This is a genomic window from Chengkuizengella axinellae (genome assembly GCF_030730905.1).
Taxonomy (GTDB): Bacteria; Bacillota; Bacilli; order Paenibacillales; family KCTC-33759; genus Chengkuizengella; species Chengkuizengella axinellae.
Genome location: NZ_JAVAMP010000005.1, coordinates 100,659 through 116,466, shown reverse-complemented (window position 1 = coordinate 116,466; position 15,808 = coordinate 100,659). Strand labels below are relative to the sequence as shown.

The window sequence follows — 15,808 nt, the reverse complement described above, 5'->3', positions numbered from 1 at the left end:
AAGTTCCTATAAAAGGGTTTTCATCCCCATATATCGAATGTATATCCCTATAAGAATTCCATGTTAAAGGGGTTGAACACATTTGGTTTTTTCCAGTCTAGTATTTCTCTATGGTTTTCTACCCGTATTATTTTTACTATATTTCATTTTTAACTCTACCTTATATCGCAACTGGATTCTTATCATAGCCTCCTTTACTTTCTATGCATGGGGTGAGCCGATTTGGGTTCTCCTTTTAATATTTTGTGCTTTCATTGGATATTATTTTGGCAAACTATTAAATAAACATCGTGGGAAGCATTACAATAAATATATTTTAACTGTAGCAGTAACGATCAACTTAAGTGTTTTAATATTTTTTAAATACATCGATTTTTTACTTCAAAATCTAAATCTTCTATTAAACTCGAACCTCCCTTATAGTGGGATAGGATTACCAATTGGGATTTCTTTTTTCACATTTCAAGTGATTTCTTACCTTGTGGATATATACAGAGGCAGCATTTCTGCCCCAACTTCAAAAGTCCATGTATTGCTGTATATCTCCCTTTTTCCACAGTTAATTGCAGGACCTATCGTTCGTTATTCGGACATTCAGCATGAAATGGATCATCGAACTTTTTCACTTTCTAACTTTAGTCAAGGCATTAATCGTTTTGTAATAGGCTTAGGGAAAAAAGTGATCTTGGCCAACACAGCAGGAGAAATTGCTCCTCTCTTTTTAGATGCTCCCTCAAATGAGATTTCCGTTTTAGGCGCTTGGTTTGGTATCAGTTTATTTGCATTACAAATCTATTTTGACTTTTCCGGGTATTCAGATATGGCTATAGGTTTAGGGAAGATGTTTGGCTTTACATATCCTGAAAATTTCAATTATCCTTACATATCCAAATCAGCAACAGAGTTTTGGCGCAGATGGAACATGTCCTTGGGTCGTTTTTTTCGTGATTATGTGTATATACCTTTAGGAGGAAGTCGTAAGTATTATGTAAGAAATTTATTTATCGTTTGGTTTTTAACGGGTTTTTGGCATGGGGCAAGCTGGAATTTTATGTTCTGGGGTTTATATTTTGGAACTTTAATTTGGATGGAGAAAAAGTTTTTATTTGCGCTTTTTAATAAACTTCCTAAATGGTTTGCTCACGTTTATTTGACATTTATCATGCTGATCGGCTGGGTATTTTTTTATTTCACGGATATGAAAAAAGGGTTTGAGTTTATGTCTAGCTTATTCGGATTAAATAATAATCCATTTGTAGATCTAACAGTAGAAATTTACTTTTACAACAATGTATTGTTTTTTATTGCAGCTATACTAATAAGCACACCACTGCCAAAATGGGGGTATCAAAAGTTGCTGATTCTCCTTCCAAAAACGTTGCATCCTGGTACTTCAGACAATATCACAGTACCTGTGTTTAACTTTGTGATTTTAATCATGGTCACAACGTTATTAGTTGGAAGTACATATAATCCATTTCTCTACTTTAGATTTTAGGAGGTTGACACAGTGAAGGGAAAAATGAATTTAAATGTCATTTTGTTTATGGGGACTTTGCTTGTTTTCTTTCTATTAAATATATTTCATTCTGATGATGAAGTAGTGACAAACTTAGAAAATAGATCATTGGCTCAAAAGCCTCCTTTTACTTGGAAAAGTTTATTTTCCGGGCAATATGTTCAAGATTATGAGCATTATTTTTCTGATCAATTTATATTTCGCCATTCTTTTATTTCCTATGGTAAAACGCTTAATGGATTAAGGGGGTTTTCTGGTGAGGATGAAGTAACCTTGGTTGTTACAAACGGAAATAATATGCATGAGTCTCTTGATAGTGAGGTTATTCCTGTCTTTTCTTCTACTGGGTCCGAGACAACGGAAGTCAGAGGTCACATTGTCAGTACGGATGTTGGAGTCCAAACTATAGAAGAAATAAATGATATCAACATGGGTGGAAATCTAGTTGGAATAAATAGCGGTAATAATCTGCAAGTCAATTCAGAGTCAATTGCAGATGCTGATGAAAATTCACAAGTCAATTTTGGAACAAACGCTGATCAAATCCAAGGAGAGCTTGATGGAGAGTTGGAGAATGAGATCGAAACAGGTGAAGAGTTAGATAAGAATGCAATCCATGAAGTTGAGGAGGCAGGTGAAGAAAAGGAAGCTGGAAATGAGGTTAGTAATAATGACAACGAGCAGCATACAGAAGAAGAATCTCAACTACAAGGAAGTTATTTAGTCGTTGGGAATCAAGCAGTCTTTGTATATTATTATAATCCATCAGCGGCAGAACAATATGCAAACGCTTTAAATGCATTTAGCGCTAGAGTAGGGAATGATGTAAACATTTATAATTTAGTGGTTCCTACTGCAATACAATATTTAAATAATGAAAAATATCGCAAGATGGCCCCTTCACAAGCCAAAGCCATTGAATATGTAAATCAAAATCTAAATGAACACATCCAATCCATTTATGCTTATGAAAGGTTAGAACAACATAAAAATGAGTATATTTATTTTCGAACAGATCATCATTGGACAGCTCTTGGTGCTTATTATGCGTATACAGCGTTTATAGAACAGATAGGAAAGTCTCCTGTACCCCTAGAACAGTATGAAGAATCAGACAATGGCACTTTTTTAGGTTCAACCTATAATGCGACATTAAACGGCAATTTAGAAAATGATCCTGATAAGCTGATTTATTATAAACCAAATCTTGAGTATACCTATCGTTTGTCCTATGGTGGGGATTTAATCACAATGGCATTATATCATCCCAATCAATGGGGGTATCGTTTCTTTTTAGCTGGAGATCCTTCGTGGGCCACAATTCAAACCGAACAAGAAGGCGAGAGTATATTAATTATTAAAGATTCGTATGCGAATGCAATGGTCCCGTTTCTCATTCCTCACTATAAAGCTATTTATATTGTAGATGGAAGACATTACACTGGAAACGTATATGAACTAATGAAAGAAAATGATATAAACAACGTTTTATTTTTAAATAGCTCAACAGTGACCTCTCATCCTGGATATACACGAGTACTTGAGGAAAAACTAGAGCTTCAATAAATTTGATTTAAAAAGCAAAAATGAATTAAAAATAAGACCAATAATGAACAATCGTGATTATCAAGCTAATGATTAAAAATAGAATAACACCAAGTAAAACAGGGGAGAGATTAAATTTGTTTATGTCTACTCCCTCATCCTCTATTTTTAAACCATTCCACCCTCGCACTTCAGCGTTTACTGCTTGTTTACCTAAGTTGCCCGAAACCTTAGTCAACCATATGACCCCGAATATAGCTAAACCCCCTAGAAATATAATGTCGATCAAAGCCCAACCCAAAGTAAAAGATACACCCCATAACAAAGCGAATTCAATCAACATGGTCAGCATAACGATCATTGTTTTTTTCATCTTTTGCACCTCTTCTTTTTATTGATAAATGTCCAATATTCCTTTCTATAAAAAATGTATACGTATGATTCTTTAACTGGTTTCATAATTTTTCCTTTTTGTTTTGTCATTTCAGGATGAATTCAACCTAGTTCTTCTAGCCTATTGGTAAATTATTCTAGGTAAAACGATCTAAAAATATGATATAATTCGTATGATTAAAGACAAAAAAATCTAAAATTAGGTATATTTCACCAATAAATTAATATAATTATATCAATTTTGTAGTATAAGAGGGGGAGGGAATATGGAAAATATTATAGCCAATATGAGTAATAAGATAGAACGCTTTGAGGCTGCCTTCAATCGTATTCACCATACATTAACTCGCTTAGTAAGTCGTTCAAATGAACATGCACCTTATAGGGAAGTATTAAACAGAGCAAAATCTAGACATAAAACAGTTAAAATTCATTATGATTCTCTAGTGCAATTTGGACATTTAAGAAATGCGATCGTACACCAAAAAATTAGAGAAGGATTCTACATAGCGGAACCACATGAAGAAGTAGTTGAACATATTGAACACATATCCGAATTGATACTTAATCCACCCAATGCTTTATCTATTGCTTCTCAGCCTGTAATATCTTTCACTCCACAATCTTCTTTAAGGGAAATACTATCAACCATTGATAGGGTTGGTTATTCTCAATTTCCCATCTATGACGAGAAAGGATTTGTTGGGCTTCTGACAGAAGGGGGGATAGCGAAGTGGTTATCTCGTAATATAACAAAAACCACTATCTCTATAGATTATGTTACTGCTTTTGACATTTTACCCTTAGAAAAGGAGCATAATGTTCACTTTATGGGTAGGAAAAATTCTATCTATGATCTTGAGGAAATTTTTGATAAGAGTTTTGAAAATAATAAAAAGCTTGAAGCCATTCTCATCACTGAACATGGGAAGAAAACACAAAAAGCAATAGGCATTGTTACCTCATGGGATCTTGTGCAAATTGATCACACATTTGTTTCATTGGCTAGTCAAACATTAAGGTGAAATTTATGAAAAACTTAAGAAAATATGCAGGAGTCTTTTATTATATATTAGGTGTACTTTTCATATCAGGTATCATCCTTTTTAGTAATGAAATGGTGGGTGTTCCTGATCAAGTTTTAACAACCATCTTAATTTGTTTTTTATTTGTTTTTATCCTATTTATTCCACTATTTAAAAAGTTTAAATTTCAAGTGTTTTTATTTTTACTTGCTTTAACCACAGGATTTTATGGATTTAAATATTTGTCGATCGAAGAGTATTCCTTTATGAATGCAATATATTCTTCTTTTCGTTTATTTATTTTCGATGTAGATAATGTTTTTTCTAAAAGTGGAGATAAATTTGTTAGTTATCCTTTAGCAATAGAAATCGCAAGATGGTCTGCTGCGATGTATACCATTTCTACTTTATTTCAAATTATTTATAAGTTATTTGGTCAATCTATGAAACTATTGTGGTATCAGATGCTTGGAAATCACATTGTAATCTCTGGCATTAATCCATATAGCAAAATCCTAATCGAAAATTTAAGGAAACAACGAAAACCGATTGTTCTATTGGTAGAAGATATTTCAGAGGTACAGAAGGATTATATTAAGGAATTAGGAGTCATCCTATTTGTTGGGAAGCATGGCGACCACCAATTATTTAAAAAAAGCAAACTAAAAAGAGCAAAACACTTTATTGTGTTTCATGAAGATGACTCTCAAAATTTAAATGAACTTTTATCTATTCAAGAATTTTTTCATGATGACCGGAATCAACCAAACTCATTACAAGTGATCCTACACTTAACTCATAGGCAATCTTATTTACTTTATGAAGATCTTGAATTTGATTTAAAACATGGGACAGACAGCTCCGTAAACTTTTCAATAAAAACCTTTAATGTTCATCGATTAATGGCTGAGAAATTGTTGAATGATCATCCCCTATATTTGAATTACGAGGATCGTGTGAAGAAATACGATTCTGATCCATTACATTTATTGTTTATAGGTTTTGGTCAATCAGGGCAACAAGTGGCTATTCAGGCGATGGAAAGAAGTCATTTTATACATCAAAAACAACTTCACATTACGATTTTAGATAAAGATGCTATTAAGGTAGAGAAAGAATGGCATCGTAATTATCCTTTTAGTTCGAAGACAGCTAATCTTAACTTTCATGTTTTTGATATTCGAGTGGATTCATTAGATGAGTTTATACAATTGGAATCTCAACCATTTACGCATGCTTTCATTTGTTTGAATAATGATTATCTGGATATGACAGAAGGAATCAATTTAACTAGAAAACTTCCTGACATCCCTATTTATATCAAAATGATTGAGGAAGTCAAAATAAGTCGATGGATTCATGTTAATTCAAATCGATACCAGCAATTATATCAGTTTGGTAATTATGAGTCTTTATTAAATGAAAATTATGTAATCAATAATGAATTTGAGTTGTTAGCTAAAAAAATACATGAAAAATATCAAATAAACGCACAGCAACTATTAAAAAGTAATCATAACCATGTAAAATTGGTGGAAAATTGGGATATGTTATCTGACTTTATGAAGGAATCTAATCGTAACCAATTAAATCATGCATTTACAAAATTGATGCTTTTAGGATTAGACGCAGTTCCTAAGAAAACCCCATTGAAAGATCATACAGTTATTCTAACCAAAGAAGCATTCCTTCATGAAATAAATAATAGGCTGGAATGGGTTGCTGCTGCAGAACATAATCGTTGGAATGCATTTTACTTTTTGAGAGGGTGGGATGTTTATTTACATGTTACAAAAGAAAAGGTGAAGGATGAGGACAAAAAGCTGCATGGTTGCTTAGTACCCTATGATGATCTGACATCTATTCATCAGTTAAGAGAAATTGATTATCAAAGTTATGATCGCAAGACTGTTCAAAACTTATATGAAATCATGGATCTTTTAGACTATTATATTGTGAAATATATATAAGGAGCGTATTTTTATGTCTGCTTCCACTCCACTCATCATTGGTATTACAGGACATCGTAACTTACATGAGGATGCTGTAGAGGCAGTAACAGCAGAGATTCATCTTTTTTTTCAAGAGGTGTTAAAGGTTTATGATCCTCAAGGTGTTGTATTACAGACTCCGTTGGCAGAGGGTGCAGATCGTTTAGCTGCAAAAGTAGCTGAAAGTTATGGGATATCTATAAAGATTCCTCTACCATTTGCCATAGACATTTACATAAACGATTTTAAAACTAAACAGTCGAAACAGAGCTTCTATTACTTTGTGGAACGTTCTGATTCGGTTTTTATCCCTAATATTCATCACTACCAGATTAAAAATAAACTAGATGGATACAAAATGGTTGGTAGTTATATTGCTCAAACCAGTCATATTTTATTAGCGCTGTGGGACTGTAATAAACAGCTGGAAAAACCAGGTGGTACAGCTCAAATCTTACGATTTCAATTTGAAGGTTTTGAAGCACCTTTAATGCTGTCCTCATCACTGGAAAATAGAAAAACCTATTTAATTTATACTCCTAGAAATGATGATTTTCAGATCAACCCTATTAAAGGTCGATATATTGATCAAAAAACGTATCAATCAATATAACGAAAGGAGAAGATTTCATTGACAGATCATAAAAAGCCTGTTTTTTTAAGTCATTCTTCAAAAGATGCTGAATTAGTACAGGAAGTTGCTGAATATCTGGAAAGCAATCATATCCCTTGTTGGTATGCCCCGAGAGATATTCCAAAGGGTGACCGTTATTATATTAGAATTATTGAGGATTTAGAACAAAAAGTAAACATGTGTATCGTATTCATCACTGAAAATGTTGGAGATTCTAAATTTGTCCCAAAAGAAATTGATAGAGCACTCTACTATGATCTACCAATTATACCGATTGTTATCAATCAAGCACGAGTTCCTAAATCACTTGAATTAAATTTATGTGATTTGCAATGGATTGATTTTTCTACAGAAGGTCTTGATAAAATTGTTGAAACAATTGGAGAAATTACACAGGAAAATAGTAAAGACAGTAAAAAAGATATTCAAAAATTATCGGTGAATGAACCGTTAGTATTACAAAATCAATTACGCGTTCACTTGTATAAAGTTAACGAATACACTTTAAACAAGGTGAAGGAAGTGTATGTTCCTTTTCCAAATATGGAGATAGCAAAACAGATACTATTACAAGAAAGTATTGTTCATTTTCATCATACAAATCAAACAGGAAAGTTCACTTCTGCTATTGCACTGCTACAAAGTTTAGGAATACAAGAAATATACGAATGGGAAAAAGAAACTTCGTTAAAAGAAATGGTTAATCACCGTTTAAAATCTAAGATCGGTTTAATCATCGAAGCAGATGAACTACAGTTTTTTAATAGTTTTACAGCACATGAAATGGAAGTTTTGATCCAGCGTTTAAAGGATAAACAATCTTTTATGGTGTTTATTTCAAAATCACCATCATCTCAAACCATGTTGTCTTCTGTATCTGTACATGTGTCTGCTCCTGAAAACGTAATGGATATGCTGTTTAAATATATAAAGTGGTCAGAAGGTAATACAGAAGTCGCTTTCAAAATGAAAGAATGGTTAAACAGCCATGAATCTCAGGGCGTACTGCCCGAATTGATTTATCCAGATGAGCTCAATCCTATTTTGAAGCAAATCAAATTATACGTTTCAGGTGAGATCACTTTACATCATTTAAAGGATTCATTTTATACAAAAACCAAAGTTAGAGTTCAAACATGGTTTAAACAAAATACACATATATCGGATATTGCTTTCTATTTGTCCATTGGATTATTTGAAGGAAATCCCTCTACCTTTATTCGAGAAAAATCAAAATTATTATCACAAATGATTACTCAAGAAGAAGGACAGATGCTATTTCAGAAGGAAAAGCACAGATCAAAAGAGGAAAGGTTTGAATTCTTTCATGTAATCGAGAAGAGAGGATTACGTCAAAGTGATATAGGTACAGAAGAAATAGATGAGATGCACTTTAAATACCCAGAAGATGGTCATTATGTTTGGGAGTATGTTTGGACACAAATAGATGATTATCAACTTCCCATTACCAACTGGATATTTAAATTGATGAATGAAGGGGACATGTCAAAATATCTTCTATTAAACATTCTTGTACATCTTGCAAAGCTGGATTTTTCAGGTGTACGTGAAAAAATAATTCAACCGTTGGCTAAATCCAATCATGTAAAACAAAGGTGGTTTATTGTGCACCTTTTAGAAAAGGTAGCTCAGGATAAAAATTTTGCACATAAGGTATTTAATCTAATGAAATCATGGATAGGATCTAGAAATAAAAGCCTTCAGTGGACGGCGATTATTTTATTGGGAAAAGATATAGGAGTGCGTCACTTTCATCAAAGTCTGAATCTGATTCAAACGGTATTTAATCAAAATGAAAAACAACTTTATTATCCCATTAAGAAAACAATGAATCAGCTTAATCGTGCTGCATTGTGGGGTGGGAATTATGAAAAGATCTATTTTCAATTTTGGAAAAATTGGTTTACTGAGCTTGAAGGAGCCCAATACGGCGTTGTATTACGTTTTGCATCGGGCATATTTTTGTCTCATCCAGACTTGTTCTTTAAATCGGACAAACATCATGATTTTTGGATTAAGTACTTAAATGACCTTTATCGAAATCCGACCCAAAATATTTTATTGGAGAAATGGGCAAAAACTGCATTAGGAAACGAAGTGAATGAAAAAAAACTGTGGAACCTTATTAAACACTTAATGAAATATGGGGCGAGTGATAGTAAACACCGAATACATATTTTCTTAAACCAAGAATTACAGAAAGCAGATAGTCCTGTATTTTTGAATAAATATATTAATTTTTGAGAGGAGCAATATAAATGAATGTGATTGATAGTGTGGATTCTGTTAAATATAGTATTTTAGGACAAGAACCTTATGCAACGCCTTCTTATACATATGTTTATAAAAACCTGAATGGGGAATACCGCGTGGTAGAAAATGGAGAACGGTTATCGCGAGCTGAGATGAAATTGAAAAGATTTACAACTAGATACCGTATTAATCAAACTCCAATTCATGCGAAAATAGAAGAAGAATTTTCTTCTCAGGATATTGGTGATAATTTTTTAGTGGATATAAACATCACGATAAAAATTAATCAATTTGATCATTTCATAGAAAGTAGAATTGAAGATGTTGAAACAGATGTTAAAAAGCAGTTGAAGATGCAAATCAAAAAAGCTTGTAGGCAGTATAAAGTCGGTGACATTAGTGAAGTTGAACATATTATTCCAGATCAATTGAATACAGATGAGCTTGAAAAAATGGGTCTGAAGATTATGCTTGATGGGGATGTAGATTTGAGTGAAGAATTGAAACAAAGGCTGAAAAATCATCGCAGAAGTATGGAAGACGTTGATTTAGAGAAAGAGATTAAGAATAAAAAAGCAGAAGAGCTCCTTGAAATATTCCAAGGTACCCCTGTGGGTTTACTTTTACCGTTATATGATGATGTTAGTGAGTTTAAGATGGAGCTTCGCTCTAAAGTAAAAGAACTTGAAAAATCGAAAACGATGATTCGAGAAAAATTTGTTAATGGTACTATTGATGAGGTTCAATATATGCGGGCTAAAAGCATCTTAGGAGATTCAATTTTACCAGCAGGACAAAATGAGACTTCCCCTTTAATAGAGGAAAAACAAGCGGGAAATAGCTTTAAAAATAATGATGATCTTGAAGTGAACAACTCTGATGATGAGGAATGGAGTTAGTATGGAGAGTATATACATTACATTATCTTCTTTGTGGATGTATTTTCCAAGTTGGATTCGTGCGGTATTTTTAGTCATAGTACTCTTATATTTGATTTACTTCACTTTGATTAAGTTATTGCCTAAAGTATTGGTGTTATTCATTTTAATTGTAGAAAAAGTATATGCAGGATTTGTTTATGTAATAGATACTATAACTGGGCTCATATTATTTATGAGCATTAAAAGAGGAAAGAAGAATTTTATGTTTGTTCTGAAGCTTGAACAACTAACTCAAACTATTTTATTGAAATTTAATAGTTTGAAAAAAATAGTCGATTTTAAGGCAGAAAATAAGCGAAAATTCAAAAGACGTTATGTAAATGTTTCTATTCTTATAGTTCTTGTCATTGGTATTATCATTGCCAAGTTACCCGACAATAAAATTTCAACAACATGGCTTGAAATCAATGACTGGGTGTTTTTTGAAATATTGCAAGGGGATCTATATTACGATGATATTGCTAATCGACTAGTAGAAGGAATAGAGGAACAAGAAGATGAAATTGAGGCTGTTCATGCTGAAATCATTAAAATGAGACTTGTTCCAGGTACAGAAGGAGGAAATCTTCGCAAAGAACCCGTTTCTTCAACTACAGTTAATAATATTATTGAGGTCATTGGTGAAAGTGAAGAGTTAATCTTTCTAGGAGAAGAAGAAACGTTAGGTGGAATTACATGGGTGAAGGTAGAAACAAGCAATGGTTTAGTGGGATGGATATCTAGTGCGATTGTCGAACTGAAATAAGTATTATGATGTGAAGAAATCACTGACATTATTTTTGTTAGTGGTTTTTTGTTCTCCTATTGTTCATAAAACTATTATATAGTACAATCAATCTAGTTTAATTGTTAACTATAAAATAATAAGTGAGGTTAACAATTAAAAACATATTTAATATAAAGGTGTACATAAAATGAACAATAAAGGATTATTTATTACAGCCACAGATACAGACGTAGGGAAAACGGAGGTTGCAGCCGCATTGGCAGCTTTTATTAAAAGCAAATCTGAACATGAAAATGTGAATTTGTGGAAACCCGTTCAATCTGGAGTCATTATAGGTGATCCAAATGCAGATAGTTATCGACTTCTACATGGAAGTGGATTGGATCAGCAAGAAAAAGATATCGCTACCTATACGTTTCCTAAGCCTCTAGCACCATGGGTCGCTGCAAAACGAGAAGGTAAGGAGATTGATTTTTCAGTATTAGTTGAAGAGGGTCTCAAACGTCTTGAAAACAGTGATTTTCTTATCACTGAAGGAGCAGGTGGATTAATTGTACCCATTGCTGAGAACAAAACGATAGCTGATTTAGCTAGTGAATTAAAGCTTCCTCTTATTATTGTAGCAAGAGCGGGCTTAGGTACGGTAAACCATACCTGCCTTTCTATAAGCTATGCTCGGACTATGGGGCTTGAGGTTAAAGGAGTGATTTTAAACGGCTATCTGAATGGGAATGACCCAGCTCTTAAAGAAAATATCACGATGATTGAAAATTTTGGAAGGGTTCCTGTTCTTGGAAAGCTACCTTGGTTAGATTTTGAGAACGAACAAGGGATTGACTGGACCGCAAGACGTCAACAATGGATGAATCTCATTGAAAAGCATCTAGATTTAAAACTCCTGTTTTAGTAAAGATGATAACAAATAAAGGAGAACAAAATGAGTGCAATTTCAATTCGAAAGGCAGTAAGAGACGAGGCTGAGATTGTTGTAGACCTTGTCGAGTCTCTTCTGATAGAGCTTGGGGAAAAGCTCCCCATAGCTAAGAAATCAACTATTTCGCTTTGCAAGCGTTTTTTTGATGAAGGGAAGTATGCAGCTTTCATTGCAAGTGACCTCACCGGATTACCCATTGGAATCATCACGTTAATGGAAACAACTTCTTTATACGCAGGTGGAAAGATTGGGATTATTCAAGAGTTATATATAATGCCTGAATTTCGCTCACAAGCTGTAGGTTTACAATTATTGAATGAAGCAGAGAAGTATGGTAAAGAAAATGGATGGGCTCGTTTAGAAGTGGCCACTCCTAATCAAGAAAGCTCAGCGAGAACCATTTCCTTTTATCGCAGAGAGGGTTTTAAAGGTACGTCATTGAAATTAAAGAAGAAACTGCAGTAGTAATATCTTACTTGAGGAAAAATAAGTATTTTAAGATGCAGGTTAATATAGTACAATCGAATTGTTAACTTTTACAGCGACACATTAGTTAACAAATGATGCATATAATATTAGTAGATTTGAACTAACATATACTACTTAAAATTTTAGATTATGAATTAAAATGAGAAGGATTCAGGAGGAATTATTAATGATTACAACCACTCGCAATTGGAACGAATATGCTGAAAAAGCAATAAAGGGTGAACTGCTTACACTTGAGGAAGGATTATCTGTGTTAGAAGCGGATGATGACGAGTTGTTGTCTATTATGAATGCCGCGTTCCAAGTTAGAAAACACTATTACGGTAAAAAAGTGAAATTGAATCTAATTATAAATGCGAAAAGCGGATTATGCCCTGAGGATTGCGGGTATTGTTCTCAATCTATCGTTTCTGAAGCTCCCGTTGAAAAATACTCTCTATTAGAGAAAGATACATTGGTAGATGGAGCCAAAAAAGCGATGGAGATGAAGGTAGGTACATATTGTATTGTAGCTAGCGGAAGAGGTCCATCAGGCAAAGAATTAGATGAAGTGATCGATGCTGTCAAAGAAATTAAAGATTTGATGCCTATGAAAATTTGTGCTTGTTTAGGTATTTTATCTGATGAGCAAGCAGAACGATTGAAAGATGCAGGTGTAGATCGTTACAATCATAATTTAAATACTAGTAAATCCAATTATGCCAACATTACTTCAACACATACATATGATGATCGTGTGGAAACTGTTGAACAAGTAAAAAAGTCTGGCATGTCCCCATGCTCTGGTTGTATTGTTGGAATGGGAGAATCCAATCAGGAGATTGTTGAAACGGCCTATGCATTACGTGAATTAGATGCAGATTCTATCCCTGTAAACTTTTTGAATGCTATTAAAGGAACACCTTTGGAAAACATGGATGAGTTGAACCCTAGAAAGTGCTTAAAAGTATTAGCTTTATTCCGCTTTATTAACCCAACTAAAGAAATTCGTGTTTCTGGTGGACGTGAAGTGAATTTAAAATCATTGCAGGCGCTTGGATTGTATGCAGCAAATTCTATTTTTGTTGGAGACTACCTAACAACAGAAGGTCAAGCAGCAACAGCAGACCATAAAATGATTGAAGATCTAGGGTTTGAAGTAGAGGAATGTGCTTTATAATGGTTCATGGAAAATGGAAATGGATGGAAGAGGAATTACAATCACTAAAAGAAAAATCACAGCTTAGAACGTTGCATGATACCTCTTTATTGGAAAATGGGTGGGTATTGCGTGGCGGCAAAAAAATGTTGAATTTAGCTTCAAATGACTATTTAGGTTTAAGCGAGAGCTTGAATGAAAATAAAAGATATCAGTTCATGAAGGAAGAAGAGCCAATCTCTTCTTCTCTTCGTTTTGGTTCAACGGCATCTAGATTGATTGTCGGTAATGATCCCATTTACAGAGAGTTTGAAAAGCAATTTGCTTCGTATAAAGGGACAGAAGATTGTTTAGTGTTCAGCAGCGGTTATATGGCAAACCTTGGGGTTATTTCTGCTTTGATTGGAAGAAAGGATCTTGTATTAAGCGATCGTTTAAATCATGCAAGCATAGTGGATGGCATCATTTTAAGCAGGGCTGAGCACAAACGGTATAAACATAGAGATATTGAGCATTTGGAGTATTTGTTGAAGAATGCAGATTCGAATCAGAGAAAATTAATCGTCACGGATTCCATATTTAGTATGGATGGTAGCATCGCACCATTAGAAAAATTAGTAGAATTGAAAAATAGATACGGTGCAATGCTTATGGTGGATGAAGCACATAGCGGTGGTATCTATGGAGCACAAGGACAAGGATTAGTACATTCCTTAGGGTTATCAAATGAAGTTGATATTCAAATGGGTACATTTAGCAAAGCTTATGGTTGTTACGGGGCTTATATTGCTGGGGACTCCATTTTAATCCAATATTTAATGAATAAAGCAAGGAGTTTTATCTTTACAACCGCACTTCCACCGATCAATATTGCTGTTATCCTGCAAAACTGGCTGCGGGTTCAGAATGAGAGCTGGAGACAAAAATCGTTATTGGAAAAATCGGCTTGGTTTAAAAAGGAGCTTCAATTTAGAGGGTTTAATACAGGTGAAAGTGAATCGCAAATTATACCTATAATAGTTGGTGACAATAAAGAAACGCTGAATTTTAGTAATCATCTGCAAGAAAAAGGAGTAGCTGCTCTCGCTGTACGACCGCCTACTGTTCCAGAAGGTACTGCAAGAATAAGATTTACAATCATGAGTATACATCAAGAAGTAGATTTGAAAGAAGCACTAGTCCACATAGGTGAAATTGGGCAACAATTAAAGATCACGTTATAAAAGAGGGAACAATATATGTCTAGAAAATGTCTGTGGATATATGGTTGGGGAATGTCCACCCAAATTTGGTCAGAAGTAATAGAAGATTTACCAGATTACGAGCATCATTTAGTACACTTTGGAGAGTGTCTGAATATTGAGGACTTTTATTTAGCGATAGAAAAAAAGCTGCTAGATTCACCTGGTGAATGGACGTTAATAGGCTGGTCAATGGGAGGCATGTTAGCATTAGAATCTGTATTTGAGCAAAAGAAGAGAGAAAAATTTAATATTAAATCTCTTATTGTCATTTCTTCGACTTTAAAATTTACAAATCAAGATCGAACAAAAGGATGGTCCGAAAGAATTGTTAAACGTATGAAAAAGCAGCTGTTGATAGACCCTGAAGAAACGATTCTTCAATTTAAAAAGCTTGTTTTTCAATCTTTTGAAGCAACCGCACAGACAAGTCAATTATTATATAGTGAAAAGACAGAGTTCAGCTTAAACGGATTAGAAGCAGGTCTTAATTATCTAATGAACACAGATCTCACGTCTAACTGGATTGAATTTAATAACGATGAGAGTGAGTTTCCATTACTATGGATTCATGGACAAAAGGATCCAATATGTCCCTCCGGTTTTCCGGATGAACTAGTATCAGATAGAACATTACTAATAGGAAATGGGCATGTTCCATTTCTATATGATAAAAAACAATTTATCTATCAAGTAAATCAATTTTTAAATGAATAATAGACACCAATCGACAAAATTCATCAAAACATGTCAAATTCCCTATTTACAAAGCGGATTAATATAGTATAAACTTATGTTAGCTACACATAACTTGGTTAACTAAATATGAGAGGAGATGATTTAATGGCATGTAAATATTGGAATCGATTTCAATCTTCTTTAATTCCTGTATTTTGAAATCGGTTTCAATATACTAATGCAGCAATGAATTACTAGGTGGAGAAAGATTTATATTTT

General features: G+C 33.7%; 14 protein-coding genes. 13 read left to right on the top strand and 1 reads right to left on the bottom strand.

The annotated features are described in order from the left end of the window. Window positions 1-82 precede the first annotated feature (82 nt). Entirely contained in the window at window positions 83-1,498 is a 1,416-nt protein-coding gene (locus Q5Y73_RS12700) for an MBOAT family O-acyltransferase (protein WP_305992281.1), read from the top strand. Between the two features lie 12 nt (window positions 1,499-1,510). Beyond that, window positions 1,511-3,085 (top strand): DHHW family protein, encoded by a 1,575-nt coding sequence (locus Q5Y73_RS12695; protein ID WP_305992280.1) that lies wholly within the window; start codon window positions 1,511-1,513, stop codon window positions 3,083-3,085. A gap of 25 nt (window positions 3,086-3,110) precedes the next feature. Here the strand turns inward: Q5Y73_RS12695 and Q5Y73_RS12690 are convergent, their stop codons facing one another. After that, the gene (locus Q5Y73_RS12690; protein ID WP_305992279.1) at window positions 3,111-3,437 is read right to left on the bottom strand and encodes a hypothetical protein; all 327 of its coding nucleotides are present in this window, start codon (window positions 3,435-3,437) and stop codon (window positions 3,111-3,113) included. A gap of 286 nt (window positions 3,438-3,723) precedes the next feature. Here Q5Y73_RS12690 and Q5Y73_RS12685 point away from each other — a divergent pair, with 286 nt between their 5' ends. The 11 genes from Q5Y73_RS12685 (at window position 3,724) to Q5Y73_RS12635 (ending at window position 15,568) form a co-directional block, all read left to right on the top strand. Further along, on the top strand, window positions 3,724-4,482 hold the full coding sequence (locus Q5Y73_RS12685) for a CBS domain-containing protein (protein WP_305992278.1): 759 nt from the start codon (window positions 3,724-3,726) through the stop codon (window positions 4,480-4,482). Between the two features lie 5 nt (window positions 4,483-4,487). Further along, window positions 4,488-6,452 carry an NAD-binding protein gene (locus Q5Y73_RS12680; RefSeq protein WP_305992277.1) on the top strand — a complete coding sequence of 655 codons (1,965 nt, stop codon included), beginning with the start codon at window positions 4,488-4,490 and terminating at the stop codon, window positions 6,450-6,452. Window positions 6,453-6,465: 13 nt separating this feature from the next. Then, window positions 6,466-7,086: a hypothetical protein gene (locus Q5Y73_RS12675; protein WP_305992276.1), complete on the top strand. Its 621-nt coding sequence runs from the start codon at window positions 6,466-6,468 to the stop codon at window positions 7,084-7,086. 18 nt (window positions 7,087-7,104) lie between these two features. After that, window positions 7,105-9,372, top strand: a complete 2,268-nt coding sequence (locus Q5Y73_RS12670; protein WP_305992275.1) for a toll/interleukin-1 receptor domain-containing protein — start codon at window positions 7,105-7,107, stop codon at window positions 9,370-9,372. 14 nt (window positions 9,373-9,386) lie between these two features. After that, on the top strand, window positions 9,387-10,280 hold the full coding sequence (locus tag Q5Y73_RS12665; RefSeq protein ID WP_305992274.1) for a hypothetical protein: 894 nt from the start codon (window positions 9,387-9,389) through the stop codon (window positions 10,278-10,280). Window position 10,281: 1 nt separating this feature from the next. Further along, window positions 10,282-11,067 (top strand): SH3 domain-containing protein, encoded by a 786-nt coding sequence (locus Q5Y73_RS12660; RefSeq protein ID WP_305992273.1) that lies wholly within the window; start codon window positions 10,282-10,284, stop codon window positions 11,065-11,067. 169 nt (window positions 11,068-11,236) lie between these two features. Then, entirely contained in the window at window positions 11,237-11,956 is a 720-nt protein-coding gene (gene bioD / locus Q5Y73_RS12655) for a dethiobiotin synthase (protein WP_305992272.1), read from the top strand. A 30-nt stretch (window positions 11,957-11,986) separates the two neighbouring features. Then, window positions 11,987-12,448 (top strand): GNAT family N-acetyltransferase, encoded by a 462-nt coding sequence (locus Q5Y73_RS12650; protein WP_305992271.1) that lies wholly within the window; start codon window positions 11,987-11,989, stop codon window positions 12,446-12,448. Between the two features lie 190 nt (window positions 12,449-12,638). Further along, window positions 12,639-13,631, top strand: coding sequence for a biotin synthase BioB (gene bioB / locus Q5Y73_RS12645; RefSeq protein WP_305992270.1), 993 nt, complete (start codon window positions 12,639-12,641; stop codon window positions 13,629-13,631). Next, a complete protein-coding gene (bioF, locus tag Q5Y73_RS12640) occupies window positions 13,631-14,833 on the top strand; it encodes an 8-amino-7-oxononanoate synthase (protein ID WP_305992269.1) in 1,203 nt (400 codons plus the stop codon). Before bioB ends, bioF begins: the two co-directional genes overlap by 1 nt. A gap of 15 nt (window positions 14,834-14,848) precedes the next feature. Continuing rightward, on the top strand, window positions 14,849-15,568 hold the full coding sequence (locus Q5Y73_RS12635) for a serine aminopeptidase domain-containing protein (RefSeq protein ID WP_305992268.1): 720 nt from the start codon (window positions 14,849-14,851) through the stop codon (window positions 15,566-15,568). Window positions 15,569-15,808: the final 240 nt, after the last annotated feature.

What these genes read in the sequence shown, in the direction of transcription:
- Q5Y73_RS12690 (WP_305992279.1), bottom strand. Translation starts at nt 3,437, where the DNA reads ATGAAAAAAACAATGATCGTTATGCTGACCATGTTGATTGAATTCGCT.
- Q5Y73_RS12685 (WP_305992278.1), top strand. Translation starts at nt 3,724, where the DNA reads ATGGAAAATATTATAGCCAATATGAGTAATAAGATAGAACGCTTTGAG.
- Q5Y73_RS12680 (WP_305992277.1), top strand. Translation starts at nt 4,488, where the DNA reads ATGAAAAACTTAAGAAAATATGCAGGAGTCTTTTATTATATATTAGGT.
- Q5Y73_RS12675 (WP_305992276.1), top strand. Translation starts at nt 6,466, where the DNA reads ATGTCTGCTTCCACTCCACTCATCATTGGTATTACAGGACATCGTAAC.
- Q5Y73_RS12665 (WP_305992274.1), top strand. Translation starts at nt 9,387, where the DNA reads ATGAATGTGATTGATAGTGTGGATTCTGTTAAATATAGTATTTTAGGA.
- Q5Y73_RS12660 (WP_305992273.1), top strand. Translation starts at nt 10,282, where the DNA reads ATGGAGAGTATATACATTACATTATCTTCTTTGTGGATGTATTTTCCA.
- bioD (WP_305992272.1), top strand. Translation starts at nt 11,237, where the DNA reads ATGAACAATAAAGGATTATTTATTACAGCCACAGATACAGACGTAGGG.
- Q5Y73_RS12650 (WP_305992271.1), top strand. Translation starts at nt 11,987, where the DNA reads ATGAGTGCAATTTCAATTCGAAAGGCAGTAAGAGACGAGGCTGAGATT.
- bioB (WP_305992270.1), top strand. Translation starts at nt 12,639, where the DNA reads ATGATTACAACCACTCGCAATTGGAACGAATATGCTGAAAAAGCAATA.
- bioF (WP_305992269.1), top strand. Translation starts at nt 13,631, where the DNA reads ATGGTTCATGGAAAATGGAAATGGATGGAAGAGGAATTACAATCACTA.
- Q5Y73_RS12635 (WP_305992268.1), top strand. Translation starts at nt 14,849, where the DNA reads ATGTCTAGAAAATGTCTGTGGATATATGGTTGGGGAATGTCCACCCAA.